This is a genomic window from Levilactobacillus sp. HBUAS70063 (genome assembly GCF_038374745.1).
In the GTDB taxonomy this organism is placed as follows: Bacteria; Bacillota; Bacilli; order Lactobacillales; family Lactobacillaceae; genus Levilactobacillus.
Genome location: NZ_JBANSM010000003.1, coordinates 93072 through 119362 on the forward strand (window position 1 = coordinate 93072; position 26291 = coordinate 119362).

A 26291-nucleotide genomic window follows, 5' to 3' on the forward strand; every position below is an offset into this window, starting at 1 on the left:
AGGATTTGTAGGCCATGACGACTATCTCGGATTTCACCACGACTGTGAAACTTCTAGGACACCTTTTGCAAGTTCGGCGTCAGGCGGTGGGGATGACGCCCGCCGTGTTAGCCGCGGGTATTTGTGCGCAATCCATGATTACGCCTATCGAGCAGGGGGCGGAAATTCCCAATGCCGTTCTGTTGGCCCGGTTATGTGATCGGCTAGGGTTGCCGTTGGCACAGGGGCTTAAGCAGGATTATCCGATTCGGCGCCTGCCTATATTTAGTCGCAAGGTCCACCGACTCTATGCGCAACGCAAATATGCGGAACTGCTGGCCTACATGGAGAAGCCGGAGAAGCTGAGGGCTTTGAAAACGGACGAGGACTTGAAAGCGTACTATTACTACTACAGTTGTGCGGTTTATCAGGCAACTCAGGACACGTCGAAAACGTTGCGCAACTTACATACAGCGCGAACCATGATGATGCCCCAACGGCCCAGTCGTTATCGAACACTGGAACTTTTAATCATGGCAATGGAAGATAGCCTACAGGCACTAATCACGAATGAGCCCGATTTTGTCGCTTTTGACGACCTTTTGCGAATCATTCGGGAGAATCGTTTGCTGGAGGTTAATGAAAATATCGGGATTATTTATAATCAGTATGCGCGAACTTGTTTGGCCTTAAATCAGCCTGAGCGAGCAATTCCGGTACTCATTGAAGGCATTCAGTGGACAATCGGCCAAGACTCGCAGTATTTGTTGCTAGATGACTACTATTTACTGGTTCAGGCTTACGCGGGGAGCCGACGGGTATCGCCAGCGGAAGAAGGCGTGGCGATGACGTTTAAGCCAGCCGTCAATCAGGGGGAATCATAATGATGAGTGAATGGGCAGCCATCCAGGAAACTTTATTTTTAATGAATGATAGTTTATTGATGAATACGCTGAAGGCGGAAGATACGACAACACAATTAACGGAAGCTGAAAAGAAACGCGATTAATCGGTTCAATAAACCTAATATGTCGCGGATCGGCCTCTGCATATGGCAAAATTTCAATTAATTTTGAAAAAATAAAAAGTTCTAAGCCGTTTTTGCGGAGTTAAGGGGTGTAACATCAGGCAGCGCTTGTCGGTCGGCCCCGATTTGCCTAACCAAATAATTTATGCTATACTACTAGCTTGTGAGTATCTGGCTTTCGCTAGAGTCTCTCCTTGCTCCCGCATCGCAGCGGGGGCCTGAAGTCCATAAGGAGGTGTAACATTCATGGAAACTACTAAATACGAAATTACCTACATCATTCGTCCAGATCTTGACGATGCCGCAAAGACCGCTTTGGTTGAACGCTTCGACAACTTGCTGAAGGACAACGGTGCCGACATCCTTGACTCAAAGGATTGGTCCAAGCGTCGTTTTGCCTACGAAATTGGCGGTTTTAACGAAGGTATCTACCACGTTATTACTTTAAACGCTAATGACGATACAGCATTGAACGAATTTGACCGTTTATCCAAGATCAATGACAACATTTTACGTCACATGATCGTTAAGCGTGAAGACTAATTTGACTTTAAACTTTTAATTTTGAGAGGAGTTATTCAGCAATGATCAACCGAGTAGTACTAACTGGCCGACTGACACGGGATGTTGACTTACGATACACCCAAGGCGGTGCTGCTGTTGCCACGTTTACCTTGGCCGTTGATCGGCGGTTCACCAACAAATCCGGTGAACGGGAAGCTGATTTCATTAGTTGCGTCATCTGGCGCAAGTCCGCGGAAAACTTTGCGAACTTCTTCCACAAGGGTTCTCTTGTCGGAATTGAAGGTCGGATTCAGACCCGGAACTATGAAAATCAACAGGGCCAACGGGTTTATGTCACCGAAGTTGTTGTCGAGGACTTTTCGTTCCTCGAACCGCGTTCTCGTAACGCGAACAACAATGCCGGGAACAATAACTACGGCGGTAACCCAGCGAATAATGCTCCTCAACAGAATCAGAATCAAAATGCCAATCCATTTACGAGTGGGAACCCGTCCTCGACGGCCCCAGCGCAGAATACGAATCCAACGGCAAACAACAACGGCAACAATGCTGGGAATAACTCGGCTGATCCGTTCGCGAATACTGGCGATTCGATTGACATTTCCGATGATGATTTACCGTTCTAACACACTAAAATACGAGGAGGGAATTTCTCATGGCAGGACAACGTCGTGGCGGCCGTCGCCATCGTAAGGTTGACTTTATTGCAGCCAACCACATCGAATACATTGATTACAAGGATACTGACTTATTACGTCGGTTCATCTCCGAACGGGGTAAGATTTTACCACGCCGGGTAACTGGTACTAGTGCCAAGAACCAACGGAAGTTAACTATCGCTATCAAGCGTTCACGGATCATGGGCTTAATGCCATTCGTTAGCGAAGAGTAGTCGATTGAGGACTGACACTTTGGTGTTGGTTCTTTTTTTTGTGCTAAATATTATTAGCAGAGGTCGGACAAGCGTTCCGGCCTCTGTTTTTTTGCCAATATGTAAGTGGTTTTATTTCAAAGTTTATTGCGAAAGTGCCGAGGGGACACGCCGAATTCTTTCTTAAACACGCGTGAAAAATAGTAGCTATCCGTGTAACCGAGGCGTTGTGCCACCTGCTGAATGGGAACGTTGGTGTACTGCAGGTAATGACTGGCTCGTTTCATTTTAATGGTGGTGATAAATTCGATGACGCTGGCATCTACGACCATTCGGAATTTGCGACTGAGATAGCTTGTAGAAATTCCTAGATGGTTGGCGACATCGGCCAGCTTAATCGGTTCGTCGATATGTTGATAGATATAGTGAATGGCCGCGTCCACGTAGCTACCGCCGTGAGTGCTCACCTGCTGGTCGGTATCGTCCATCGCTAGAGTGGCCAACATGACACCCAACACCTGTGACACGTAGAAAACACTATCGTAGCTGAACCCCGGCAGGAAGGATTTTATCATTTGCCAGAATTGGCGCATGGTTGAATTCACTTGGTCGTTCGACAGGCGATTAATGAAGTGGGCCGTGTTGGGCGAAACATTCACGTATTCCTCCGCTAATTTACCGCGAAAGTGAAGCCAGTAAATATCCCACGGATCGTCTTGTGAGGCAAAGTAAGTGTGCTTAATACCCGGGGGCATGATGATGAGTGAGTATTGATGTAAATGGTAAGTGGTGTCGTTGACTTGAACGGTGCCTGTGCCGCCAGTGCAAAAAATAATGATCCAGCCCGCAGAGCCCTGCTCACGGTTGACGTAGTGATATTGAGCGTTCGGAAAGAATCCCAGATCAGTGACATAGAGGTTCGCAATAATTGGGGAATAGATATAGTCTTGTAGAACGTCCTTGGGTAGAACAAATAAATATTCGTTATCAAAGTCCTGTAATCGCCGCACTACCACCATCTCCTTTCGTTAATTGTAGATTAAATTAAGACCATCAACTACCTTAAAGTATACGAGTTGCGGCGCGGATAATCCATCTTTTCGTTCTTTTAGTGCATTCAAAGAAAGCGCTTTCCATATTATGGTTAAGACAGCTTAAAGAAAGGAATGATTGTGGATGTTGAATACAATTACGGGTGTTTCGTTAACGGAAACAACGCTGACGATTCCAACTTATAAAACGGGACAACCGGAGAAGAATCCAATGTTTCTGGAAAAACGGGTCTATCAGGGTAGTAGCGGGAAAGTTTATCCTTTTCCAGTGACTGAACGCATTTTTAACGAAAAACATGACCACACCTATCAAGCCATTATTCTAGAGAATCAATACTTACAGGTAACCTTTCTACCAGAATTGGGTGGCCGGATTTATCGGGCACTCGATAAAACCAATAATTATGATTTTGTTTACTACAATCACGTGATTAAGCCAGCTTTAGTAGGGTTGACGGGGTCGTGGATTTCTGGAGGCATTGAATTTAACTGGCCACAACATCACCGCCCTGACACTTTCTTGCCAATCGAGTATCAATTAGAAAATCATGACGACGGGTCTAAAACGTTGTGGATGAGCGACATTGATCGGATGTATGGGACCAAAATTTCAGTTGGATTTACAATGTATGCCGATAAATCTTATCTTGAACTCAATGAACACTTTAAGAATCCAACTGATTTACCACAAACTTTTCTGTGGTGGGCCAATCCGGCGGTTCCGGTGAACGATCATACTCAGTCAATCTTTCCGCCAGATGTTAATGCCGTCTTCGACCACGGAAAACGGGCCGTGTCGACCTTTCCTATTGCGACGGGTGAATACTACAAAGTGGACTATTCGGCCGGCGTTGATATTTCGCGGTATAAGAATGTCCCGGTACCGACCTCTTACATGGCGGCACACTCGGAGTATGATTTCTTGGGTAACTATGATCATCAAAAGCAAGCGGGACTCTTACACGTTGCCGATCACCACACCTCACCTGGTAAGAAACAGTGGACTTGGGGGAACGGTGATTTTGGGAAGTCTTGGGATCATCAGCTCACCGATAATGACGGCCCGTATATTGAATTAATGGTGGGGACCTTCACGGATAATCAGCCAGATTTCACCTGGTTACAACCACACGAAGAGAAGTCTTCCACGGAATACTTTATGCCGTATAAAGACGTGGGGGCGGTTAAAAATGCCACTATCAATGCGGCAATTAATCTCGAACGTCATGGTGATGAATTGACCGTAAAAGTCTACGCAACATCAACTTTCCAGCAAGCGCATATTAAGTTGACCCACAATGACCAGCTCCTTGCCGATGAGGTTCAGACGTTGAGTCCAACCGCAACTTTTACCAAGACGTACGATAATCCAACTGGTGCCGATCACGAATTTTGCCTGACCGTCACTGATGACCAAGGTCGCGTCCTAGTCAGTTATCGACCGGCTAAAGACGAAGTTCAACAGATTCCAGACGCAGCCAAAGAAATTGCGGCTCCCGAGAAACTCCAGACAATTGATGAACTCTACTTTGCTGGCCAGCATCTTGAACAGTATCGGCATGCGACTTATCGACCAATTGATTACTATTTAGAGGGATTGAAACGCGATCCCGGTGACTACCGGATTAATGATGCCTACGGTTTATTACTGTATCGGCGTGGCGAATTCGCAGAAAGTCAAACCTATTTTGAAACCGCAATTAAGCGGCAGACAGCCCATAACACCAATCCAGTCAGTGGTTCGGCTCACTACCACCTGGGATTGAGTCTGAGAATGCAAGGGAAGCTAGACGCGGCCTATGATCACTTCTTCAAGGCTACTTGGTCACATGCAACCCAGAGCGTGGCGTTCCTGGCTTTGGCACAGATTAAGACGAGTCAGGGCGATCTACTAGCGGCCTTGAAGTTTGTCGATCAGGCGTTGGTTACCGGGGCTCACGATATGGCAGCACGGACGCTAAAGGTTAGCCTCTTACGACGACTTGATCGAACAGCAGATGCTCGGAAGTTAATCGCCGAAAATACTCGACTCGATCGTATTGATTTGGCAAACCGGTATGAGGCCTATCGACTGGATACCAATGAAACGACCGAAGCACAGTTAACGGCGGCTCTCAACGGCAAGCTCAACAATTACTTGGTTTTAGCCGAATCCTATTTACGGAGAGGCGATTACGCTGAGGCACTAGATATTATCAGTCACTATCCAGAGGAACATCCCCTGAAGAGTTATTATCAGGCGTACCTAGCAGATAAATTAGACCGTCAGACGGATGCTCAGGCTTATGCCGCAACAGGGGCACAAGCTTCACCGGACTACGTTTTCCCTAACCGGTTGGGCGATGTATTAGTGCTCAAATACATTTGCGCAACTTATCCCAACGATGGTTTAGCGGCCTATTACTTAGGAAACTTCTACTACGACCGTCAAGTCTACACGACGGCTACTCGGCTGTGGGAACACTGTACGCAGATGAATCCGGATTATGCGATGGCGCATCGAAATTTGTCGATTGCTTACTTTAATCAGCAGAATGATGCGACGAAGGCACTGAATGAATTGACGACGGCCTTTAAGCTGGATCCCCACAACAGCCGTCTAGTCTTTGAATTGGCGACGTTACAGGAAAAATTGAATGCGCCGCTAGCCGAACGATTGAAATTTTTGCAAGATCATCGTGATTTGGTTCAACAGCGGGATGATAGCTATGTTTTACTCGTAACCTTACTCAATGAAACCGGACGGTACCAAGAGGCTTACGATGCCGTTATGGCCCATATCTTCCATCCGTGGGAAGGTGGCGAAGGTAAAGTCAGCACGCAGTATGAATATGCACTGGTTGAACTAGCTAAACAAGACTTACAGAAGCAGGATGCTAATGCGGCGATTGCCAAGCTTAAACGGGCTTTGGTTTATCCGCGGAGCCTAGGTGAAGGCAAATTACCAATCGCTGTCAATAACGTGATTGATTTCTATTTGGGTTTGGCCTACCGGGTTCAGGGGGATGAGACGCAAGCTCAATCGCACTTTGAGGCGGCAACACAGGGTTTGAGTGAACCGACCGATATGATGTATTACAACGATCAGCCAGCGGACACCATCTTTTATCAAGCTTTGGCCGAAGAACAGTTGGGACATAAAGATGCGGCCGCGGCTCGTTACTACAAGTTGATTAATTTCGGCGAGCAGCATCTCTTCAACCACTTTAAGTTGGATTACTTTGCGGTCTCGCTGCCGGATGCCTTGTTGTTTGACGATGACTATCAGTCTAAGAATACGGTACATTGTGATTATCTGATGGCGTTGGGTTACTTGGGCTTAAATCAGGCCACTAAGGCACAGACGTTCTTTGATCGCGCGTTAGTCCTTAACAACCACCATCAAGGCGTCTTACGACACGCCACCTTCGTCAAGCCAGAGGTCTAGCTCATGGATATTATGGTGACAAAGTATGATCATCAAGCGGGCAAAGACTATTGTGAACTGACATTAACGAATGATTGTGGCATGCAGGTCAAACTATTGAATTATGGGGCAACCTTAGAGAAGGTCCTCTTGCCGAGTGAGTCCGGTTTAGAAAACGTTATCTTGTCGTTGCCTACGCCGGCTGATTATGCCAAGGAACGAAACTTCTTAGGTGGGACGGTTGGTCGAATCGTGGGTCGCGTGCGCGGTGGTCACTGGCAGTTAGGCGATCATCTAGTGCAGCTTCCGCTGAACGATGGTCGTAATCACGCCCACGGTGGTAAGGGAACCGATACGCAAGTCTTTAGCTTTCAACCAGCAATCACGGAACGCACGGTTCAAGCGACCTTTACGTTGGTTGATCCGGATGGAGCGAATGGTTATCCGGGTAATCTCAAACTTCAAGTGACCTACACCTTGGATAATCAGAATCAGTTGACTTACCAGATATGGGCGTTGACTGATCGGATGACTATCTTTAATCCAACCAACCACGTGTACTTTAACCTCGATGGACCTAACACGACCGTTGAGGCACAACACCTCAAGTTGTCTAGCGATTATTACCTTCCTCTGGATGCGGAGAGTCTTCCTTATCGAGGACGCGTGTCGGTCGCCGGAACCGTATTTGATTTTCGGCGGGGGAAAAGCTTAGGCCGGGTCCTAAGGAGTCATGATCCTGAAATTATTGCTGAGCGGGGGCTGAACCATCCCTTCATGTTAACTGGCAGAGACCCAGCCGTGACGCTAACTTCACCGCTGAAAAATCGCGTGATGCAACTACGAACCACGGCACCAGCAGTGGTGGTCTATACGGCCAATCATTTTGCACACACACCAGGGGTAACGGCGCAGATAGGTCAGTACGGTGGGATAGCGTTTGAAGCACAGGTCGCTCCCCAAGAGAGTCCAGATTTGACGCCTTTGATTCTAATGCCTCAGGAACCCTTTGTTCGCCAGACCAGTTGGCACTTTGATTTTTGAGTCGGTACGAGACTATGGATTGGAGAAATCAAAAATGAAAAAGAAAAAACTAAGTTCCTACGTGATCTTAATTTCTTGTGCAGCGGCTTTGGGCGGTTTGCTATTTGGTTACGATACCGCCGTTATTTCTGGAGCTGTTGGCTTTCTACAGATCAAGTTTGCGCTGAGTAGTGCTGCCGTTGGTTGGGTAACTTCGTGTATTCTGATCGGCTGTGCCATTGGGGTGACTATTGCAGGGGTCTTGAGTGACTTATTTGGACGAAAAAAGATTCTAGTCTTGTCGGCCATTATCTTCGCTGGTTCCTCGTTAGGAGCCGGCCTGGCCGGTAGCTACATCACCTTGGTCATTTGGCGGATTCTTGCCGGTATTGGGATTGGTTTAACTTCACTGATTACACCACTTTACATTGCCGAAATGGCACCGGCGGATGTTCGCGGAAAGTTAGTGACGGTCAATCAATTAGCAATTACCATTGGGATTTTTGTGGTTTACTTCGTTAATGCGGCCATTGTTTCCGGCTCGACGCAGGCGTGGAATGTGTCGACTGGTTGGCGCTGGATGATGGGGGTCGGGGTCTTACCATCCGTACTCTTCTTGTTGGCCTTGATTCCAGCAGGAGAGAGTCCTCGTTGGCTTCAACAACACGGTCATGAAGCCGCAGCACTTCGCGTTTTGAAACGCGTGGAGGGCGATGAGACTGTAGCTCAAAAGCAATTAGATGATATTGTTGCTTCGGAAAAGATTGTTGATGACACCACCTTCCGTGATTTGTTTAGCAAGACTTGGTTACCGGTTTTGATGATTGGGGTTCTGCTGGCAGTCTTCCAGCAATTTTCTGGAAGTAACGCCATCATGTACTATGCTCCGGAGATCTTTAAGGGTGCTGGATTCGGTCAAAATGGGGCCTTCATGGCGACCGTTTCGATTGGAGTCATTAACATGGCCATTACGGTCGTTTCATTAGGATTAGTCGATAAAGTGGGGCGGAAGGCCTTGCTCGGCTGGGGATCATTCTCAATGTCACTGTGCCTCTTGGTAGTTGCACTCTGCTTCTTCTTACAGGCACCGGTTGCCTTGACCTTGACCTTTATCTTATTGGCGATTGCATCCTATGCCATCTCCTTAGCGCCGGTGACCTGGATTATGTTATCCGAAATCTTCCCATCGAAGATTCGGGGACGAGCCATGTCTATCTGTACGCTGATTCTGTGGCTCAGTGATTTCACCTTGAGTTATACCTTCCCGATTTTAACCAAGAATATCGGTGAAGGATGGACCTTTATGTTATATGTGGCAGTGACGATGATTGCGGCTATCTTCATCTGGCGAAAGGTTCCGGAAACGAAAGGAAAATCATTGGAAGAAATCGAATTGTATTGGCGACAAAAGAGTGAAGGAACTGCTACTCCCGTTAAAGAGTAGCAAGTGTTTCGACATATGAACATATGAGGTAGGTTGACGTGAAATCCACGCAACCTGCCTTTTTTAGTTACTCCCCAACCCTTTCCCAACGCCAAATTAGTCGTATGTTTCGCTTAAGTTGGGCGGGAATTTCAGTAGACTGAGGGCAGTTTAACCTAGGAGGTCTAAAAAATGATAACTGCATTTGCGAGTCCCGCAACGTACGTTCAAGGCGATCGACTGCTACCCCAGGCAGCCCGCTACATTGCGCCGTTTGGCGATCACGGTCTCATCATTGCCGATGACATCGTGTGGGAATTAGTAGGGGGTCAGTTCTATCAGTATTTGACGGCGGCCGGTTTGAAGATTGAGCACGTGCACTTCAACGGTGAAAGTTCACCGGAAGAAATCGTGCGGATTGGGGCCATTGGTCAGGCCCAAGATGCTAAATTCGTGATCGCCCTCGGTGGGGGGAAGACCAACGACACCACCAAGGCGGTCGGCGATCAGCTGGGTATTCCGGTCGTTATTGTGCCGACCCTGGCGTCCAACGATTCACCGTGTACCCGGCTCAGCGTCCTCTATTCGGCCAACGGCGAGTTTCTGAAGTATCAGTTCTACGATAAAAATCCGGACCTGGTGTTGGTCGACTCGACCGTGATTGCCGGTGCTCCGGTCCGTTTCCTCGTGGATGGAATCGCCGACGCCCTCTCGACCAACGTCGAAGCGCAGACGGTCGCTCGCGCCCGAGCCACGACGTTGTTACCTCTCCAGACGCATCAAACGGCGGCGGGCCTGGCCTTAGCCGAGAAATGTGAGGCCCTACTCTTCGCCTATACCCGGCAGGCCGTTTCCGCAGCGGCCAACCACGTGGTGACGCCGGCGTTGGGTCACATCATTGAGGCGAACATTCTCCTGAGTGGCGTGGGCGCCGAAAGCTCCGGCTTGGCGGCGGCCCACAGCTTTCAAAATGGCCTGACGGCGCTGTCGGGAGACGTTCACCGGCTCTCACACGGCCAAAAGGTCTCGTTCGGTACGCTGGTGAACCTGGTGCTGGAAGGCGCCAGCGATGAGCGCTTCCAGCGTTACCTGGACTTCGAGTCCGATCTGGGGTTACCCACCACGCTGGCCGATTTACACCTGGACGAGGCGACCGATGATGACCTGATGAAGGTCGCCAAGTTAACCGTACAGCCCGGCGAAACGATTCACAACATGGGTTTTGCGGTGACCGCGAAGGACGTATTCGACGCGATTAAAGCCACGGATGAACTCTCTCGTCAGCTTCAACGGCAATTTTAACGATTAACCCAGGGCTTTGCTGAATTAGTCATCTCGATGAAGTGGCTTAATCCGAAACTAAGACCGCGAAGACCCTTGAAACTGAGGAAGGTTTCCTCAGTTTACCGGAAATAAAATAAAAGTCAAATGGTAAATCGTTAATATAACGAAATAAATATCGACAACTCTACGCACAAGAAAAATGCAGTGCTCGTCCACCAGGGGTCGGATCCCATGGACGGGTACTGCATTTTAACGTGGTTTAGAATTCCCGGTGGCCACCGAGGTAGACTTGCTTGTCTGCCTGGACAACGGCGGCAGTGTCGGCCAGTGGATCGGCCTTAAGCACCTGGAAATCGGCGAATTTGCCCACCTCAAGGGTTCCGTATTCCTGATCAACGCCCATCAGCGCGGCGGAATTGCGGGTTGAGCATTGGTAGGCCTGAGCCGGCGTCATGCCTAACTTGGTCAGCAGGCCGAACTCCTTAGGCGTGAGGTCGAAGCCGTTGAAGGGTGTTCCGGCGTCGGTGCCGCAGGTGAATTTCACCCCTAATTGGAAGGCCTTACGCATATTGACGTAGGTGTCGTCCAGCGCATCGGCGGCCTTCTTGACCTCCCAATCGGGCAGGACACCGGGGCCCTGTTCGGGGATGACCCATTCGGCGATGAGCGTGGGCGTAAGGTAGGTGCCCTGCTTGACCATCTGCTTAGCCTCGTCTTCGGTGACGTAGAAACCGTGTTCCACGGAGTCCACGCCGGCGTCCAGGGCATTTTGAATCCCGGGATTCCCCTCGGCATGGGCGGCAACGACGCGGCGCTTATGGTGAGCTTCCTCAACGGCCGTGTGCATTTCGGCCACGGAGAGCTGCGCGTCCTCCATGAAATCATTGGGCGTCATCACCCCGCCGGTCGCCATGACCTTGATGCTTTCGGCACCGTTTTTAAATGCGGTCCGCACGGCCTTACGCATTTCATCGGGTGAATCGACCGCATGGCCGCCGTGGGGTGAATCGCCGTGGCCCCCGGTCATCGAGAAGGCCTTGCCAGAAGTCAACATGTGCGGCGTATGGGGGAGCTGGCCGGACTGTTGGAGTCGCTTGAGTTTGACATCGGCATCGAATTCGGTTCCGCAGCCCCGCACGTAGGTGACGCCGGACTTGAGTAGCGTCTGAAGATTGGTAAAGGCCAGCACGCCGGCTTCCGCCTCGGAATGGTCCTTCCCCTGAAGGGCCTGGGTATCGGCGGTGACGTGGACGTGAACGTTCATGAAGCCCGGCATGACGTACTGGCCATTTAGGTCAACGCTGGTGTCGGCGTCTGCGGGCGTGCCCTGCCCGCGGTCGACGAGTTTACCGGAATCATTATCCACGGTAAACCAGGCGTTGGCTTGGTTCTGGTCGTTGGTCCCATCGAATAAGGTGAAATTAAAGAAAGTGGTTTTGGTCATAAGCTTACCTCCTGAAAAGTGTGTCTTAGAAATTAATTGTGTCTGGTGAAGCGCCGCACAGGCTGGGTCTTCGTATCGCTGCCATCACGGGAAACATTTGAGGATGTCGGCTGGTGATGGCCACAACGGATGAACGGGCACGGGCGGCGTTTAAGCGCCATAAAATCGTTTGGTGGCTGAAAAGGTGAAATGAGCTGAGAAAGGTTCCGGGGCTTGCCCGGCCTTGAAACGACTGGTGAGGTCTGACGCTAGCCGCTATTTCCAGTAGGCGTACTTGTACTGGGCTGAGTGGAGCAGCGTATCCTTCAAGCCGCCAACGTCCTTGCTGACGAGCTTGGCCTGCGATGGCTGATACAGTGGGATGTAGCCCTTAACGGCCATGAGGCGTTGGTTGGCGTCCATCAGCGTGTTGTAGCGGGTAAGGCCCGTTTCGTTTTCCGCCTTAGCCAGCAGTTGATTGAAGGTTGGGTCGTTCCAGCCGGTGAAGTTAACCGTGTTGCCCTTGGCAGCGAGATTCAAGAAGTCGGAGGCGTCGAGCAGGTTGGTGGACCAACCCGTCAGATTCAACTCGAAGGTGCCGGCGAAGTCTCTGGCCACGTGTTGGGCGTGAGGAATCGAGGTCGTGGTGACCGTGAGGCCCTTGAAGTTCTTTTCCATGACGGATTGCAGGTAGGCGCCCACGTGCTTGTCGTCATCGGTATCGTCGGTTAACAGGTTCAAGGTAACCTTGGTCTTGCCGGTGGCCTTTAAATATTTGGCCCAGTAGGCCTTGGCCTTGGCGACATCGGTCGGCAAAAGGTTGCCCAGCTGGGTGGCCATGTCTTCGCCGGTCTTCGGGTTGGCCTGATCGCCGCGAGGAACGGCGTTGAGGGCGGGCTTGGAGCCGTCCTGAAGGACCTTGCCGGTTAGTGTCTGGCGGTTGGTGACGTAGGAGATGGCCTGCCGGAGGTCCTCCGAATTCGTGGCGGTCTTACGACTGTTGACGTAGAGGTATTGGAGCCGCCCCTGTAGCGTTTTGTGGAGCTCACTATTGTTGGCGTTAGCCCGAACGTATTGCCCACTGACGGTGGTCTCCTGGATCTTACCGCTCTTAAATAGTGTGGCCGCAGTGCTTTCGTCCTTGGTTACGGTAACCTTGACCTTCTTGATCTTGACGTTCTTGGCGTCCCAGTAATGGGTGTTCTTCACGTAGGTCCACGAAGAATTGCTCCCGGTCCAGCCAACCAGCTTGTAGGCGCCGTTACTCATGGTCTTGGTGGCATTGGTGCCGTACTTCTGGCCGTATTTCTTCACGGTGGCGGTGTTCAACGGGTAGTAGTCGGAAACGAGGTCGTTAAAGTAGGGAACCGCCTTGCTGAGGGTGATTTGAAGCTTGGTCTTACTAAGCGCCTTGACGCCTAACGTTGACGGGTCGGCCTTACCATTTTGGATGGCGGTGTAACCCGTGATGGCCGACAGCTTATTGGCGTATTGGGCCTTGGTCTTCGGGTCGACCCAGCGACGTAGCGAGGTCACGAAGTCCTGGGCGGTAACCGGCTGGCCGTTAGCCCATTTGGCCGTCTTGCGAAGGTTAAAGGTGTAGGTCTTACCGTGGTTAGTCGGCGTCACCAGTTTAGTCGCGACGCCGGCCACGATTTTACCGTTTTGATTGTAGGTGTAGAGGCCCTCCATGGTCTGCGAGATGACGCTACCACTGTTGGTATCGGTCGACTTGTTAGGGTCAGCCGTGGCTGGCTCGCTGGGGAGGGTGACATTTAGCGTCCGATTCTTGGTGGTGTTACCGGCAGCATTGCCGCAGCCACTCAGGGTGAATAGTAAGAGTAGCGCTAACGGCGCGGTTAAAACGAGATGTTTCATCAAAAAACCTCCTAGACTATCAATTGATTAGAATGGCGTTGAAATAAAAAAGCGCCCCTACGGAAAAAATTTCTCCGTAAGGGCGCAGTCTGCACGGTACCACCTTATTTTTTGCTACTCAAAAAGTAGCACTATCCATGAACGGCGAGCTTCCTAGAGGAGACGGTTCCAGCGTCTAGGATCCACTGGAAAACCGCCCCATACTCGCGATTCACTGCATTGATAACGGTTGCTACCGGTATAGACTTACTTTTATTTCAGCAAACAGCTCCGAAGGGATGTTCGCGCCGCGACCCTTGACCCGCTTGCACTAAACCGGGTTCGCTAACAAGGAATTGGCGGCGTTACTGGACTTCATCATCACTTTTTAATTTTCTAATCAATTGTTAATAATTGCTAGTTTAGCACGAGAAATGAGAAAGTCAACCGGAATTTTGAAATTAAGTTGATCACGGCCAACCGTTTTGGCGGGACACTTTATGGTAGTGTTTCACATGAAACATTTTTAAATCCGGGTATAAAAGTTATCGAGCGTCAGAATTGAATTAATTTCCCGCTCGTTGTTTGAAAATAAGCCAAGCATCACCCAGAACATTTATCATAAGAAAAATCGCGATACTTAGAAACGAGATTTTGAGCGGCACAATCATTAGGATAAATGTACCGGTTCCAAGGGTAATAACGTTGACCCAAATATTATTGAAAAATACTTGGTGCTTCAGGTAAAAGTTATTTATTTGTGCCTTGTATAACCAAGCGATTAGTAAGATTAGGAGGGGGGAGCGTTGTTAGCTCTCGCACAGCAATCGTCTCTTTTCGAAGGAATAGTCGTGCCAGATACCAAAGCTGGTTAAAACGACAGGGGTATCCCTGTCAATTTTGCTTCTAGCATTGGAACGGTGAAGACAATACGGCACATCTTTAGACCACAAATCGACTTCAGATTCGACTTTTTTGATGACTCAAAGTTTCTAGTAGCCGCTTACTCAGGATTATGGCACAAAGAATGGTGACGGCCAATATAGTTGCCGTTGTAAAATATTTAATATACGTGAAGCCGATAGCTAGAAAGACTGGACATAATAAATTTAACGCTTTCCTTTTAGCCAGAATCCACGTACACTGGCCTCAGGAGGGGATTACATGAAAAAATTACATAAATGGGGGGTGGCCTTTGCGCTCGCCTTGTTCGCCCTAGGCGGCAGTGTGACGGCGCAGGCGGCCACTAAAACCAAGGCCAAGGATTTGCCACTCTACACCACCTACGTCCGGACCAAGCACGCCATGGACATCGGCGCCAAGGAAAAGACCAAGACGGGTTACAAGGCGATTCACGTGAAGAAAAACAAGTTGCTACGGGTCGACGGAATTGTCTTTTACGGTAAGTATCCGAATGCCTATACCAAGGCGAACTTTACGCTTGGTCCGATTCGTTACGCGCGGTACCATCAGATTAAATACAGCAACAAAATGATTCGTTTCAACACGACCAACTTTACTTACGTGAAGACGTTGCGGGCGCCAATCCGGACGCAACTGCTACGACAGGGTAAGGGCTTCGTGATGTCCAAGACCCAGATTAACCAGCCGACCTACTCATCAGCGTTCTACATCACGCTAGACAATTACATTCAGACCTACACCAAGGCCCGGATGACTAAGATTAATGACAATTGGCTGACTCGGAACGTGTACAATGACTTGCCGAGCAAAAGCCCACGGATAGCGTGAAGATTACCAAGCTGGTGAAGAAGGGAACCAGCTACCAGATTGACTACCGAACGCCGCTGAAGGGCTTTGCCGACCACAAGATTGGCCCGCACCACTATCGGCTGACGATTAAGCAGGGGCGTCATCAATCGAAGGGCTACACGCCGGTCGATGACACTTACGATACGGCCGCTAGTTGGACGAATTTCAAGGTTAACGGTCGCGCCTACTTTGTGGGGGATGCCGAATGGGGCTTGAATTAACCAGTCAGCGGACCACCTAAAATTGCCGTCAACAAGCCTGGGACAAAACTTCCCAGGCTTGTTTGTGTCACCGTTACATAGCTGAAATGGGCGGCAAAAGGCAGCTTAATACTTCGCCCTTTGTCCCACTCGCCTTCTTAGCGAGCATAGCGTTGAATGATGGCCGCCAACGTTTCGGTAGCGTTAGGCAAGCCTACCCGTTGATTGTAGTACCAGGCGAAGCGTTCATCGGCCAAATACAGCTGCGCCAGGCCGCGGTGCCGCTCCGGTGTGTAATTGTTCCACGTGAAACATAACCACTGACGATGTAACCGATAGACTTCCTGAGCGGCAGGACTGCTTAAATCTTGACTAACGGTTACCGCCTTTAGCTGAGTGATTAAGGCCGCTTCCGTTTCCTGCATGGCCTGGTAGTCGGTGGCACTTAGCGCGGCAAATTTTTGCTGACTAGCCGTCACGGCGTCTTGACCGTAGCGCTGGCGGGCCTCGTCACCGAACTGTTGCTCGTTATCGGCGAGGGCCTGGTGTTTAAACGCGGCAAACTTTTCCGAATCTGTCATTTGGGGACCTCCATTGCGGGCCGCTAGGGTGCGGTCCAGGGTATTCAGCAAGGTCGTCAGGTGGTCGCGTTTGGCCTGGAGCTTGGTCCGTTGGGCGGCTAGGACGGCCGTCTGCTCGGCGGGGGATTGGCCCATGAGCGCCTGAATCTGGGCTAAGCTAAAGTCGAATGCCTGAAAATAGCGAATCAGTTGCAGGCGATCCACGGCGGCCGCTGAATATTCCCGGTAACCATTGGTGGGGTTGCGCTGCGCCGGTAAGAGACCAATCTGGTCATAGTAACGCAGCGTGCGGGGACTGACGTTGGCGAGCTGGGCCAACTGTTGAATGCTGTAGGTCATGGCGACCACCTCCTTCTTGCTTAGAGCTTATGATAAGGGCTGACGTTGCGTCAAGGTCAAGGCTTTTTGATGAAAAATCAGTGGGTTAACGGTTCCGCGGCACAATTAAAGTTGTGATCCCCAAAAATCAGGGGCAAGCCCGCCACGCCGCGGTTTATTGCGGAACGTTGATTTTGTGATTAGGGGCTAGTGTGATAAAATATAGGTATTATTTGTAACTTTTTGCTGGGCCCACGATGCGCTTGTCATGGGTCAGTAAAACGAATTTTCCTAGATGAATCAGATGAGGAGCAAAATGAAAAAATTATTTTCGCGAGCCAACATACCCGAGTTCTTGCAGAACCGGCGTTTGCGAGGGATCGCTATCATGACGGCTGCTCTGGCCATTCTTGGAATTGTCCTCTCGTTTCTACTGAACTGGATCTTCGGGATCGTCGTCCTGGTACTGGTCGGTATCGCCACGCTGATGGTCTTCAACACCATGGCCGAGATTGGCGACGATACGACGCAGTACATCTCGGACCTGTCCTTTCGGATTCAGCAGGGGGAACAAGAGGCCCTGTTGCGGATGCCACCCGGTGTCATGATTCTTGGCGACAGCGACCAGGTCGAGTGGGTCAATCCCTACCTGCAGAACTACTTCGGCGATACCGATGTTTTGAGTCGGTCAATCAACGATGTCGATGCGGACTTGGCCAAGCTGATTAATGACGCCGAGCCCGAGACGATGACGACGGTGAAATGGCGGGATAAGCGGTTTACGCTGTTTGTCGAGCCGGATTTTCATGCCGTCTACCTCTACGACATCACGCACTACCAGTTGATTCAGGAACAGTACGATAATGAAAAGATTGCCATCGGCCAGGTCTTCTTGGATAACTATGATGAAGTGACCCAGTCGATGACTGACCAGGATATTTCCAACCTCCGCAATTATGTGACCAATGAGCTGTCGGCCTGGGTCCAACAGTTTGATATGTACTTGAAGCAGTTGGACGATGACCACTACTTCGTCTTGGCCTACGCCAAGTCGTTGGCGGCGATCGAAGCTGACAAATTCAAGATTTTGGATACGATTCGGGAGACCACGTCCAAGCAAAACTTCCCGCTGACGTTGAGTATTGGGATTGCGTACGGCGACCCCAATTTAAACAAGCTGGCCGACCAAGCCCAGAGTAATCTGGACCTGGCGCTGGGCCGGGGCGGGGACCAGGTCGTCGTCAAGGCTGCTGACCAAGAAGCCCGGTACTATGGCGGTAAGACCAACCCGATGGAGAAACGAACGCGGGTCAGAGCCCGGATGATTTCGCAAGCCTTACAAGAGTTGATGAACGAATCCGACCAAATCTTCGTTCAGGGACACACCCAGCCGGATATGGATTCGCTGGGGGCCTGCCTGGGGATTCGGCGGATTGCCAAGATGAACCATAAGACCTGTTGGATTGTGTTGGATAAGGAAACGGTCCATTCCGACGTGCAACGGTTGCTGGATAACCTTAAGGCCTATCCCGACATCGACGCGGCGATTATTTCACCGCAAGAGGCGCTGGAAAAGGCGACCGCGCAGAGCATGCTACTGATGGTGGACCACTCGAAGCCGTCAATTTCCATCTCGGCGGACCTCTATCACCGCCTGGAAAATCGCGTGATGATCATTGACCATCACCGGCGGGGCGAGGAGTTCCCCGAGAACCCACTGCTGGTCTACATTGAACCGTACGCCAGCTCGACGTGTGAGTTAATCACCGAAATGTTTGAGTACCAGTCCCAAGAGGGCGAACCGATCAACAAGCTGGAAGCCACGGCGATGTTGACGGGGATCTTCGTGGATACCAAGCACTTCTCGCTACGGACCGGGACCCGGACGTTCGACGCGGCCAGCTACTTGCGGTCGGCGGGGGCGGATTCGATTGAGATGCAGCAGTATATGAAAGAAAACGTCGACAGTTACCTGCAACGCAATCATTTAATTGAAATGGTTGAGTTCGTTAACGAGGACATGGCCTTAATTGCTGGCGAAGAGGATCAAACCTACGATCCCGTTACGGCGGCTCAGGCGGCCGATGACCTCCTGAACATGTCCGGCGTGGACGCGTCGTTTGTCATTACGCGCCGGGCCGATGGTCGCGTGGGAATTTCCGCGCGGTCACTGGGTGAGATTAACGTCCAGCTGGTCATGGAAGACATGGGTGGCGGCGGTCACCTGTCCAATGCCGCCACGCAGATTAGCGATAAGTCGGTGGCCGAGGTGAAACAGCAGTTGCTGGATATCTTGAACCCGACCGAGGAACCCGTGGGCGCGGCTAAATAGTTAATTGCTTCTAACTGGGTTTCGGCGTAGGATTAAAAGTAAGCATGAATTATAAGTGAGGAGTGACCGACGTGAAAGTCATTTTTATGAAGGATGTCCGCGGCAAAGGGAAGCGCGGGGAAATCAAGAACGTTCCCGATGGCTACGCCCAAAACTTCCTGATCAAGCGGGGATTGGCTAAGGAAGCCAACCAAGCTGCGATGAGCCAGTTGAAGGGTGAACGCAAGGCGGAAGAACGGCGTGAGGCGGAGAACTTAGCCGAAGCCCAGGAACTGCAAAAACACTTGGAAAACGACAAGACGGTCGTGGAAATTGTGGCCAAGGCCGGTGAAGATGGCCGGCTGTTCGGGTCCATCCCAAGCAAGCAGATCGTTCAGGCTTTGCAAAAGCAGTTTGACTTAAAGATTGATAAGCGCAAGGTGGAATTGCCAGAACCGATTCGGTCGCTGGGCTACACCAACGTGCCAGTCAAGCTCCATTCCGATGTCACGGCTAAGATTCGTGTTCACGTGGCTGCTAAGCAAAAATAATGAAATTAATGGAGACCGTTGCGCGCTGGCGTGGCGGCCTTTTTCGTTGAAATTTTCACGGGTAGGCGTTTAATACGGTTGGGCTGGCCAAAATAGTGTATGATTCAAGGTGAACGGTTGCGGCCGGTGAGCGTGAATATTTACCTGGCCACCCGTTACATGGTAGAATGGATATCTTAATGCTTGTGTGTTTGGCAAGCGCGCTAAATTGGAATGTTGTCTAGGCACCAGTGAAGAGGTAATTAGTTAAGCATGGATAATAACGTACTCACAGACCATACCCCACCACAGAACCTCGATGCCGAAAAGGCCGTCCTCGGGGCGATCTTTTTGAGTACCGATGCGCTGGTGGATGCGTTGGAATACCTAGCGCCGGAGGACTTTTACCGCCGGGAACATCAGATTATCTTTCAAGCGATGATCGACTTAAACAATCGGGACGAGGCCATCGATGTCGTCACGATTACGGACCGGTTGACGGCGAAGAACGAATTGGACGATGTGGGCGGGATTACCTACATCGCCGATCTGGCCGGCGCCGTGCCAACGGCCGCGAACGCCACGTACTACGCCAAGATTGTTCAGGAAAAGGCCATCTTGCGGCGGTTGATTCAGACGGCCACCAACATTGCCACGCAGGGCTACCAACAAGACGAGGATGTCTCGGATCTGTTGGACAACGCCGAGCGGGACATCATGAGTGTGGCGGAAACCCGGAACCAGTCGGGCTTTAAGCCGATTCGCGACGTGTTGAATACCTCCTTTGAGGAAATCAATAAGTTGTCCGAACAGGGTGACATCATCACCGGATTGTCCACGGGCTATGCCGAGCTGGACAAGATGACCACGGGCCTGCACGACGATGAATTGATGATTCTAGCCGCGCGTCCGGCCGTGGGGAAGACCGCCTTTGCGCTGAATATCGCGCAAAACGTGGGCACCAAGACGGATAAGACGGTGGCTATCTTCAGTCTGGAAATGAGTGCGGAGTCGTTGGTCAACCGGATGCTGTGTGCGGAAGGGTCCATTGATGCCAACCACTTGCGGACGGGACAATTGTCCGAAGACGAATGGCAGAACCTGATTGTAGCAATGGGCAGTCTGGCCAAGGCCAGCATCTATATCGACGATACGGCCGGAAATAAGATTACCGAGATTCGGGCTAAGTGTCGCCGACTGGCAAAGGAAAAGGGCAACCTGGGACTCATCGTGATCGATTACTTACAGCTGATTGAAGGAACCAACCACGAAAGTCGCCAACAAGAAGTCTCCGATATTTCGCGGCAATTGAAGAAGTTAGCCAAGGAATTACACGTGCCGGTCATTGCGTTATCACAGCTCTCACGGGGTGTGGAACAGCGGCAGGATAAACGGCCCGTGCTGTCCGATATCCGGGAATCCGGGTCAATCGAACAAGATGCCGATATCGTCTCCTTCCTGTATCGGGACGATTACTACGAGCGTGACGGCGATGAAGATGGTGGCGGCGACAACGACAGTGATCCCCGTGATGAGGGCGATCAGGATGTCGGCGAAGTCGAAGTCATTATTGAAAAGAACCGGTCGGGCCCGCGGGGAACGGTCAAATTATTGTTCGTCAAATCATTCAATAAATTTTCATCCGTGGCGTATACGCCGGAATAAAAAATGAAGCTACCGATTGGGTGACCGATGGGTGGCTTTATTTTATGGGGATCACGGCGGAACTGGTCTAGATCGATGGTTTGAAATTCATCCGCATAAATTGACCGAAATCAAATTTTGACCATGAATGGTTGTTGAGTTTACAAAAATAAGCGAATAAATGGTGGATATCCCCAAAATTCATAGGGTTGTGCTAGAAAGTTCACATTTTCGTCATATTTACAGCTTACTATATGAAGCATAGAAGTTAACCAATCGGTTGCTTCTACCAAAGATTAACAATCTTTTTTCATGTACTCCTCCTCCCCTGGAATAATGAAAAAAATAGTTAACGTCATTCTTATAATGACGTTACCCCTACTCCGATGACCATCGCTTTCCCCGAGCGGTGGTTTTTTTGTGCTTCCATGAGGGTGAGATAAGAGGCGGTTAGCTGGCGAGCCTGAAGGCTGATAATCAAATTATCCTGAAATTGGATGGTTTGGTTATCAGATTTAAGCGAAACAGGCTGCCTTTTTTGTTGCAGGCGGCAACGCCGGATAGTCGAAGACACAACGGCGCTGAGACTTTTGTTTCACATGAAACATTATTTACCGACTGATAAAAATTGGTGTCGTAGGGCCAGGCAGTCGGTGGGTAGAGTGGGGCGATCGGCTACGTCATGCGCGCCATCGGCGGTAACGATGGCGACGCCCCGAAAGTCCATCTTCAACCACGCACAGGACTCGCGAACGGCCGTGGTGATGCCGGTGGCCTTTTGTGCGGGCTGGTCGGCGCCGACGATTAGGAGGTAAAGTCGCTTGTCGGCAAAGGGAAAGTCGTGAGTAAAGCTGTCGAACCACCGGTCCATGAAGACCTTGAGTTGACCGGTCATGTCGTACCAGTAAACGGGCGTACCCAAGACAATGTCGCTGGCGGGCGCGAAATCCTGGTGCATCAGCGTTTCGTAGTCGTCGCTAGGGTCCCGTTGGTCGCCGCTAGTCTCCCGGTCATCGCGAACAAAGTTGAGACGATAATCGGCGAGGTGGCGGGTGATATGGGGACAATCGCGGAGCAGGCGTTCGCCTAGTGTTGCGGTGTTGCCATGGCGGCGGGGGCTACCGTTAATGAAGAGAATGGTCATGAGAAGAAACTCCTTTTTAGTTGACTATATTTTGCCAAGTGCGGTGAATCATAATTGGTAACGGTTTCTTGAAACGGAGGGGTGGTTATTTCCCGAAAGCTAGTGCTAGAATGTAGCTTAACGATCTTTTTGGGAAAGGAGGCATCATATGAAACAGGAAATTCGGCTCCGCTGGTTGTTACTGGGAGCGCTGTTCAGTAGCATCGGCATGAGCTTTATCTGGCCGCTAACCACGATCTATATGCACAATCGGCTGGGCACCTCGCTGACGGAAGTGGGGATTATCTTGCTATTTTACTCGCTAGCCAACGTGGTCGGTAGCGTATTGGGCGGCCGGTTGTTTGACCGGTTGAACCCCTATTACCTGACGATTGGTGGGGTGAGTGTTTCGTTGCTGACGCTGGGAAGTCTGATCTTTAATCACGGGTGGCCCGCGTTTCCCATCTCGCTAATCTTTCTGGGGTTGGCGTCGGGCTGGACGCTAACGATGGTCAACTCCCTGGGAACCACGATTCACAGTCGGGATGGTCGGTACATATTTAACATGTTATATTTTGCGCAGAACTTGGGGGTCGTCTTAGGGACGGCCATGGTGGGGTACGTCTATAATACCAGTGTGACGCTCCTCTTTGGAATTGCGACGAGCCTGTTTGTTCTCTTCCTGGCCGTGGCGATCCTGTGCTATCACGCCCCGGCCGTCATGCAACGCCAGGTCGTTAAGCAGGAGAATCAACACGTCCATATCGCGCTCCCCAACCGCCGCATCATGTCGGGCTTCTTCATTTCACTGGTCATTATCTGGATTATGTACGAGCAATGGGTCTCGAACCTGTCCGTCTACATGACCGGCATGGGCATTCCGATGAAGGATTACAGCCTGCTGTGGACGTTAAATGCGGGGCTGATCGTGGTCTTCCAGGCCTTGATCAACTGGTTCTCGCATTACTTTAGCAACCTCTACCTGCAAGTCTATGCCGGAATCTTCTTCGTGGCGGTGTCCTTTGTGACGCTAATCTTCGCTAAGGACTACTTGCACTTTGTCATCGCAATGGTCATCCTGACGATGGGTGAGGCCACGGCCTTTCCGGCGATTCCCGCGATTGTGAATAACCTGACACCGACTGCCGTTAAGGGGAAATATCAAGGTATGGCCAATGCCTGGGCCTCGGTCGGTAAGGCGGTGGGACCCCTATTTGGCGGTCTGGTGATTGACCATTCGTCCTATACGTTACTGTTTATTATTGCCGCGGTCGCCAACCTGGCGATTCTGGCGCTGAATGGTGTGATCATTACCGGCAACCAACGCCGTGTGGAAACTTTTAAATGAGTTCTGGGGAGAATGGTGTATAATAAACTCAGGTAACTATCTGAAACATTAGGGAAATCAGGGGAAAGCACATGAAAAAGAAAGTTAGGGGAGTCTGCGGCCTGTTGATTGGGATCGTGGTGGGCTTGCTGCTCTTTGCGCAACCACCGCGGAATCAATCGACCGTCACGGACTCGGTCGTTAAACCCACTTCGGGACAAACGGCTGTGCAGGTGACGAATACCACGGGTAGCGGACACGTTGAAATTAAGACGCAAACGACGACCAGCCAAGAAGGTAAGACGGTGAGTCGACAAACGACCACCACAACACCCGTTCGGCAACAACAGAATCGGCCCCATCATTAGTCGGAAAAGTTTTTTTCACGAATTTTGACGGGTTTAAGTGAGAATATACAGAAGAGCTAACCTACAGGGATAAGGGTTAGCTCTTTTTTTACCCAAATATCCAGAAAATATACATAAAAATGAATGTTTATAAAAGAGTTGACAGTGATAATGAATAATGATAAATTTAATATCAATAAATGAGACCAAGCAAAGAAGAGTAGCCGCAACTAAGTTGACCAGCGAGTTCGGGATGATGGAAGCCGAATCAACCGGTTGGGGTGAAGCGCATCGGAGCGTCGAGGCAGTGAAGACTGTAGTTGCCTCTGGGTCGTGCCCATTATCGCACGGTGCGTCACCATCACGTGGCGCCATGAGAGATAAAACAAGGTGGTACCGCGAGCCATTCGCCCTTGTTGGTTTGAGGAAACCAACAGAGACGAGTGGCTTTTTGAGTTCAACGAAATGAGGAATTGGATTATGAAAAAATTAGTAGGATTGAGTTTTGGGCTATTGGCCATTGCGGCCCTGGCCGGTTGTGGGACCACGCAAGCTAAGAGTAGTGCGGATAAGGCGTTGAACGTGACGATGGTGGGGAATCCCGCCACGGCCGATCCCGCCATCTCGGGGGATTCGAACAGTTCTAGCATGATTGCTCAGACGCAAGAAGGGCTGTATACGTTAAATAAGAATGGGAAGGTCGTTGCCGGCGTTGCCGAAAAGGTGGTTAAACCTACGCAGAACGGCACGGTGTATACGTTTAAGATTAAGAAGGCCGCCAAGTGGGCTAACGGCGATCCCGTGACGGCGCAAGACTTCGTCACCTCCTTTCAGTGGCAGGTCAATCCGCAATCTAAATCTCAGGTGGCGAACAAGCTGAAGTTTCTGAAGAACTACGATGCCGTTCAGTCCGGGAAGAAATCCGTTTCCGCATTGGGCGTTAAGGCCCTCGACAAGTCCACGTTACAGTTGACGCTCTCCAAGCCCCAACCGTGGTTGGCGGATATCTTGGCTACGGCCGAGTATCCCATGAAGACGGATTTATTTAAGAAGTATGGCAGTAAGTATGGAACGTCTTCCGCGAAGACCATGTCCGAAGGAGCCTACAAGTTGGTCGGCTGGAGTGGCACCACGGACAGTTGGTCCTACGTCAAGAACACCCACTACTGGAACGCCAAGAACGTCAAAATCGCTAAGGTGAACGTTCAAGTCGTCAAGGAACCTGGCACCTCGGCTAGTCTGTTCAAGTCCGGGAAGGTCCAAGAGACCGTCTTATCCGGTCAGTACATCAAGCAAAATGCGAATAATAAGGAACTGAAGACCACGCTAAACAGTTCGATGCGGTTCCTGGAATTTAACGACAAGAAGACGGTGACCCACAATACCAAGGTTCGGCAAGCCTTCTCCTATGTCGTGAACAGAACGGCATTGACCAAGAACGTCCTTCAGGATGGGTCCGCGGCGGCCAAGAGCCTGATCCCTTATGGCGATGGGAATGACCCGACTACCGGCAAGGACTTCTCTGAAGACGTCGGCAATCTGTTGAGTTACAACCCGCAAAAGGCCACGCAACTGTGGAACGAAGCCAAGAAGGAACTGGGCATCAAGAAGGCCAATCTAGAACTCCTAACGGCCGATACGGATGAACAGAAACATGCCGCACAGTACCTGCAACAACAAGCTCAGAAATACATGCCTGGCCTGACGCTGACGATTAAGTCCATGCCGTTGGCCCAACAGATTGCCAAGGGTTCGGCCGGCAACTTTGACATCGATTTGGATGGCTGGACCACCGACTGGCGGGATCCATCCGACTTCTTACAGATGGCCGATGGAACCAGCTCCGTTAACTTCACGAAGTGGGACAACGCCCACTTCACCAATCTAATGAAGAAGATTGATGACACGTCCGCCTACACGACCCAGCAACGGTGGGATCTGATGAAGCAGGCCGACAAGTACGTGACCCAACAAGCGGGTCTGGTTCCTCTGTATCAACAAGCCAAGGCGCACCTGGTCTCCGATCAAGTCGGTGGCTTAAAGTACACCATGATGACGGATGCGCAGTACAAGTACGCTTATTGGAAGTAGTCACAAAGATTCAGCCTATCCCGTGAGTGTTCGCCCCGAGAGACCCCACTCACCATTACCAACCCCTATCTAGAAAGTCGTCCTGTAGACCTGCAGGGCGGCTTTTTTTAGTGGTTATCGATAGCGAAATAGTTGTACCAGAAAACTAATCAGCTAGCCGATGGTTTATGTTACTA

The 26291-nt window shown here is 50.6% G+C and carries 22 protein-coding genes and 1 other annotated feature; of the genes, 17 read left to right on the top strand and 5 right to left on the bottom strand.

Features of this window, described 5'->3' with window-relative positions; translation table 11 throughout:
• The first annotated feature begins 14 nt into the window (after positions 1-14).
• From V8I28_RS05350 to rpsR, 5 genes are all read left to right on the top strand, one after another.
• Entirely contained in the window at positions 15-863 is an 849-nt protein-coding gene (locus V8I28_RS05350) for a helix-turn-helix domain-containing protein (protein ID WP_341779095.1), read from the top strand.
• Positions 863-988: a hypothetical protein gene (locus V8I28_RS05355; RefSeq protein WP_341779096.1), complete on the top strand. Its 126-nt coding sequence runs from the start codon at positions 863-865 to the stop codon at positions 986-988. Before V8I28_RS05350 ends, V8I28_RS05355 begins: the two co-directional genes overlap by 1 nt.
• A 264-nt stretch (positions 989-1252) precedes the next feature.
• The gene (rpsF, locus tag V8I28_RS05360) at positions 1253-1549 is read left to right on the top strand and encodes a 30S ribosomal protein S6 (protein WP_341779097.1); all 297 of its coding nucleotides are present in this window, start codon (positions 1253-1255) and stop codon (positions 1547-1549) included.
• Between the two features lie 41 nt (positions 1550-1590).
• Positions 1591-2157 (top strand): single-stranded DNA-binding protein, encoded by a 567-nt coding sequence (gene ssb, locus V8I28_RS05365; protein ID WP_341779098.1) that lies wholly within the window; start codon positions 1591-1593, stop codon positions 2155-2157.
• 29 nt (positions 2158-2186) lie between these two features.
• Positions 2187-2423: a 30S ribosomal protein S18 gene (gene rpsR, locus V8I28_RS05370; protein WP_341779099.1), complete on the top strand. Its 237-nt coding sequence runs from the start codon at positions 2187-2189 to the stop codon at positions 2421-2423.
• Positions 2424-2539: 116 nt separating this feature from the next.
• Here rpsR and V8I28_RS05375 read toward each other — a convergent pair whose 3' ends face one another.
• Positions 2540-3412, bottom strand: coding sequence for an AraC family transcriptional regulator (locus V8I28_RS05375; protein ID WP_341779100.1), 873 nt, complete (start codon positions 3410-3412; stop codon positions 2540-2542).
• A gap of 166 nt (positions 3413-3578) precedes the next feature.
• On the opposite strand from V8I28_RS05375, the gene V8I28_RS05380 reads away from it, so the two are divergent.
• The 4 genes from V8I28_RS05380 to V8I28_RS05395 all read left to right on the top strand — a co-directional run bounded on the left by V8I28_RS05380 (position 3579) and on the right by V8I28_RS05395 (position 10608).
• The gene (locus tag V8I28_RS05380; RefSeq protein ID WP_341779101.1) at positions 3579-6881 is read left to right on the top strand and encodes a DUF5107 domain-containing protein; all 3303 of its coding nucleotides are present in this window, start codon (positions 3579-3581) and stop codon (positions 6879-6881) included.
• Between the two features lie 3 nt (positions 6882-6884).
• On the top strand, positions 6885-7904 hold the full coding sequence (locus V8I28_RS05385; protein WP_341779102.1) for an aldose epimerase family protein: 1020 nt from the start codon (positions 6885-6887) through the stop codon (positions 7902-7904).
• A gap of 34 nt (positions 7905-7938) precedes the next feature.
• Positions 7939-9327: a sugar porter family MFS transporter gene (locus tag V8I28_RS05390; protein ID WP_341779103.1), complete on the top strand. Its 1389-nt coding sequence runs from the start codon at positions 7939-7941 to the stop codon at positions 9325-9327.
• Between the two features lie 171 nt (positions 9328-9498).
• Positions 9499-10608, top strand: a complete 1110-nt coding sequence (locus tag V8I28_RS05395; RefSeq protein ID WP_341779104.1) for a glycerol dehydrogenase — start codon at positions 9499-9501, stop codon at positions 10606-10608.
• 241 nt (positions 10609-10849) lie between these two features.
• Here V8I28_RS05395 and V8I28_RS05400 read toward each other — a convergent pair whose 3' ends face one another.
• Together V8I28_RS05400 and V8I28_RS05405 are read right to left on the bottom strand one after the other, a co-directional pair.
• Positions 10850-12034, bottom strand: a complete 1185-nt coding sequence (locus V8I28_RS05400) for a metal-dependent hydrolase family protein (RefSeq protein WP_341779105.1) — start codon at positions 12032-12034, stop codon at positions 10850-10852.
• Between the two features lie 255 nt (positions 12035-12289).
• The gene (locus tag V8I28_RS05405; protein ID WP_341779106.1) at positions 12290-13891 is read right to left on the bottom strand and encodes a peptide ABC transporter substrate-binding protein; all 1602 of its coding nucleotides are present in this window, start codon (positions 13889-13891) and stop codon (positions 12290-12292) included.
• 75 nt (positions 13892-13966) lie between these two features.
• Positions 13967-14261 (bottom strand) — a binding site (T-box leader).
• Between the two features lie 773 nt (positions 14262-15034).
• On the opposite strand from V8I28_RS05405, the gene V8I28_RS05410 reads away from it, so the two are divergent.
• Together V8I28_RS05410 and V8I28_RS05415 are read left to right on the top strand one after the other, a co-directional pair.
• Positions 15035-15622, top strand: coding sequence for a hypothetical protein (locus V8I28_RS05410; protein WP_341779107.1), 588 nt, complete (start codon positions 15035-15037; stop codon positions 15620-15622).
• Positions 15619-15864, top strand: coding sequence for a hypothetical protein (locus tag V8I28_RS05415; protein WP_341779108.1), 246 nt, complete (start codon positions 15619-15621; stop codon positions 15862-15864). The genes V8I28_RS05410 and V8I28_RS05415 overlap by 4 nt, the downstream gene beginning before the upstream one ends.
• 137 nt (positions 15865-16001) lie before the next feature.
• Here the strand turns inward: V8I28_RS05415 and V8I28_RS05420 are convergent, their stop codons facing one another.
• Positions 16002-16763, bottom strand: coding sequence for a MerR family transcriptional regulator (locus V8I28_RS05420; protein ID WP_341779109.1), 762 nt, complete (start codon positions 16761-16763; stop codon positions 16002-16004).
• 295 nt (positions 16764-17058) lie between these two features.
• Here V8I28_RS05420 and V8I28_RS05425 point away from each other — a divergent pair, with 295 nt between their 5' ends.
• From V8I28_RS05425 to dnaB, 3 genes are all read left to right on the top strand, one after another.
• On the top strand, positions 17059-19074 hold the full coding sequence (locus V8I28_RS05425) for a DHH family phosphoesterase (protein WP_341779110.1): 2016 nt from the start codon (positions 17059-17061) through the stop codon (positions 19072-19074).
• A gap of 71 nt (positions 19075-19145) precedes the next feature.
• Positions 19146-19604, top strand: coding sequence for a 50S ribosomal protein L9 (gene rplI / locus V8I28_RS05430; protein WP_341779112.1), 459 nt, complete (start codon positions 19146-19148; stop codon positions 19602-19604).
• Positions 19605-19856: 252 nt separating this feature from the next.
• Positions 19857-21248, top strand: coding sequence for a replicative DNA helicase (gene dnaB / locus V8I28_RS05435; protein WP_341779113.1), 1392 nt, complete (start codon positions 19857-19859; stop codon positions 21246-21248).
• Between the two features lie 586 nt (positions 21249-21834).
• Here the strand turns inward: dnaB and V8I28_RS05440 are convergent.
• Complete coding sequence (locus tag V8I28_RS05440; RefSeq protein WP_341779114.1) at positions 21835-22371, bottom strand: flavodoxin family protein; 537 nt, start codon at positions 22369-22371, stop codon at positions 21835-21837.
• Positions 22372-22519: 148 nt separating this feature from the next.
• Here V8I28_RS05440 and V8I28_RS05445 point away from each other — a divergent pair, with 148 nt between their 5' ends.
• The 3 genes from V8I28_RS05445 (at position 22520) to V8I28_RS05455 (ending at position 26115) form a co-directional block, all read left to right on the top strand.
• Positions 22520-23698 (top strand): MDR family MFS transporter, encoded by a 1179-nt coding sequence (locus V8I28_RS05445; protein ID WP_341779115.1) that lies wholly within the window; start codon positions 22520-22522, stop codon positions 23696-23698.
• Between the two features lie 71 nt (positions 23699-23769).
• Positions 23770-24045 (top strand): hypothetical protein, encoded by a 276-nt coding sequence (locus tag V8I28_RS05450; protein ID WP_341779116.1) that lies wholly within the window; start codon positions 23770-23772, stop codon positions 24043-24045.
• Positions 24046-24504: 459 nt separating this feature from the next.
• Positions 24505-26115, top strand: coding sequence for a peptide ABC transporter substrate-binding protein (locus tag V8I28_RS05455; RefSeq protein ID WP_341779117.1), 1611 nt, complete (start codon positions 24505-24507; stop codon positions 26113-26115).
• Positions 26116-26291 lie beyond the last annotated feature (176 nt).

Excerpts from the sequence above, each read along its gene's own strand:
- V8I28_RS05350 (WP_341779095.1), top strand. The coding sequence starts at position 15 with ATGACGACTATCTCGGATTTCACCACGACTGTGAAACTTCTAGGACAC.
- V8I28_RS05355 (WP_341779096.1), top strand. The coding sequence starts at position 863 with ATGATGAGTGAATGGGCAGCCATCCAGGAAACTTTATTTTTAATGAAT.
- rpsF (WP_341779097.1), top strand. The coding sequence starts at position 1,253 with ATGGAAACTACTAAATACGAAATTACCTACATCATTCGTCCAGATCTT.
- ssb (WP_341779098.1), top strand. The coding sequence starts at position 1,591 with ATGATCAACCGAGTAGTACTAACTGGCCGACTGACACGGGATGTTGAC.
- rpsR (WP_341779099.1), top strand. The coding sequence starts at position 2,187 with ATGGCAGGACAACGTCGTGGCGGCCGTCGCCATCGTAAGGTTGACTTT.
- V8I28_RS05380 (WP_341779101.1), top strand. The coding sequence starts at position 3,579 with ATGTTGAATACAATTACGGGTGTTTCGTTAACGGAAACAACGCTGACG.
- V8I28_RS05385 (WP_341779102.1), top strand. The coding sequence starts at position 6,885 with ATGGATATTATGGTGACAAAGTATGATCATCAAGCGGGCAAAGACTAT.
- V8I28_RS05390 (WP_341779103.1), top strand. The coding sequence starts at position 7,939 with ATGAAAAAGAAAAAACTAAGTTCCTACGTGATCTTAATTTCTTGTGCA.
- V8I28_RS05395 (WP_341779104.1), top strand. The coding sequence starts at position 9,499 with ATGATAACTGCATTTGCGAGTCCCGCAACGTACGTTCAAGGCGATCGA.
- V8I28_RS05400 (WP_341779105.1), bottom strand. The coding sequence starts at position 12,034 with ATGACCAAAACCACTTTCTTTAATTTCACCTTATTCGATGGGACCAAC.
- V8I28_RS05405 (WP_341779106.1), bottom strand. The coding sequence starts at position 13,891 with ATGAAACATCTCGTTTTAACCGCGCCGTTAGCGCTACTCTTACTATTC.
- V8I28_RS05410 (WP_341779107.1), top strand. The coding sequence starts at position 15,035 with ATGAAAAAATTACATAAATGGGGGGTGGCCTTTGCGCTCGCCTTGTTC.
- V8I28_RS05420 (WP_341779109.1), bottom strand. The coding sequence starts at position 16,763 with ATGACCTACAGCATTCAACAGTTGGCCCAGCTCGCCAACGTCAGTCCC.
- V8I28_RS05425 (WP_341779110.1), top strand. The coding sequence starts at position 17,059 with ATGAAAAAATTATTTTCGCGAGCCAACATACCCGAGTTCTTGCAGAAC.
- dnaB (WP_341779113.1), top strand. The coding sequence starts at position 19,857 with ATGGATAATAACGTACTCACAGACCATACCCCACCACAGAACCTCGAT.
- V8I28_RS05440 (WP_341779114.1), bottom strand. The coding sequence starts at position 22,371 with ATGACCATTCTCTTCATTAACGGTAGCCCCCGCCGCCATGGCAACACC.
- V8I28_RS05445 (WP_341779115.1), top strand. The coding sequence starts at position 22,520 with ATGAAACAGGAAATTCGGCTCCGCTGGTTGTTACTGGGAGCGCTGTTC.
- V8I28_RS05450 (WP_341779116.1), top strand. The coding sequence starts at position 23,770 with ATGAAAAAGAAAGTTAGGGGAGTCTGCGGCCTGTTGATTGGGATCGTG.
- V8I28_RS05455 (WP_341779117.1), top strand. The coding sequence starts at position 24,505 with ATGAAAAAATTAGTAGGATTGAGTTTTGGGCTATTGGCCATTGCGGCC.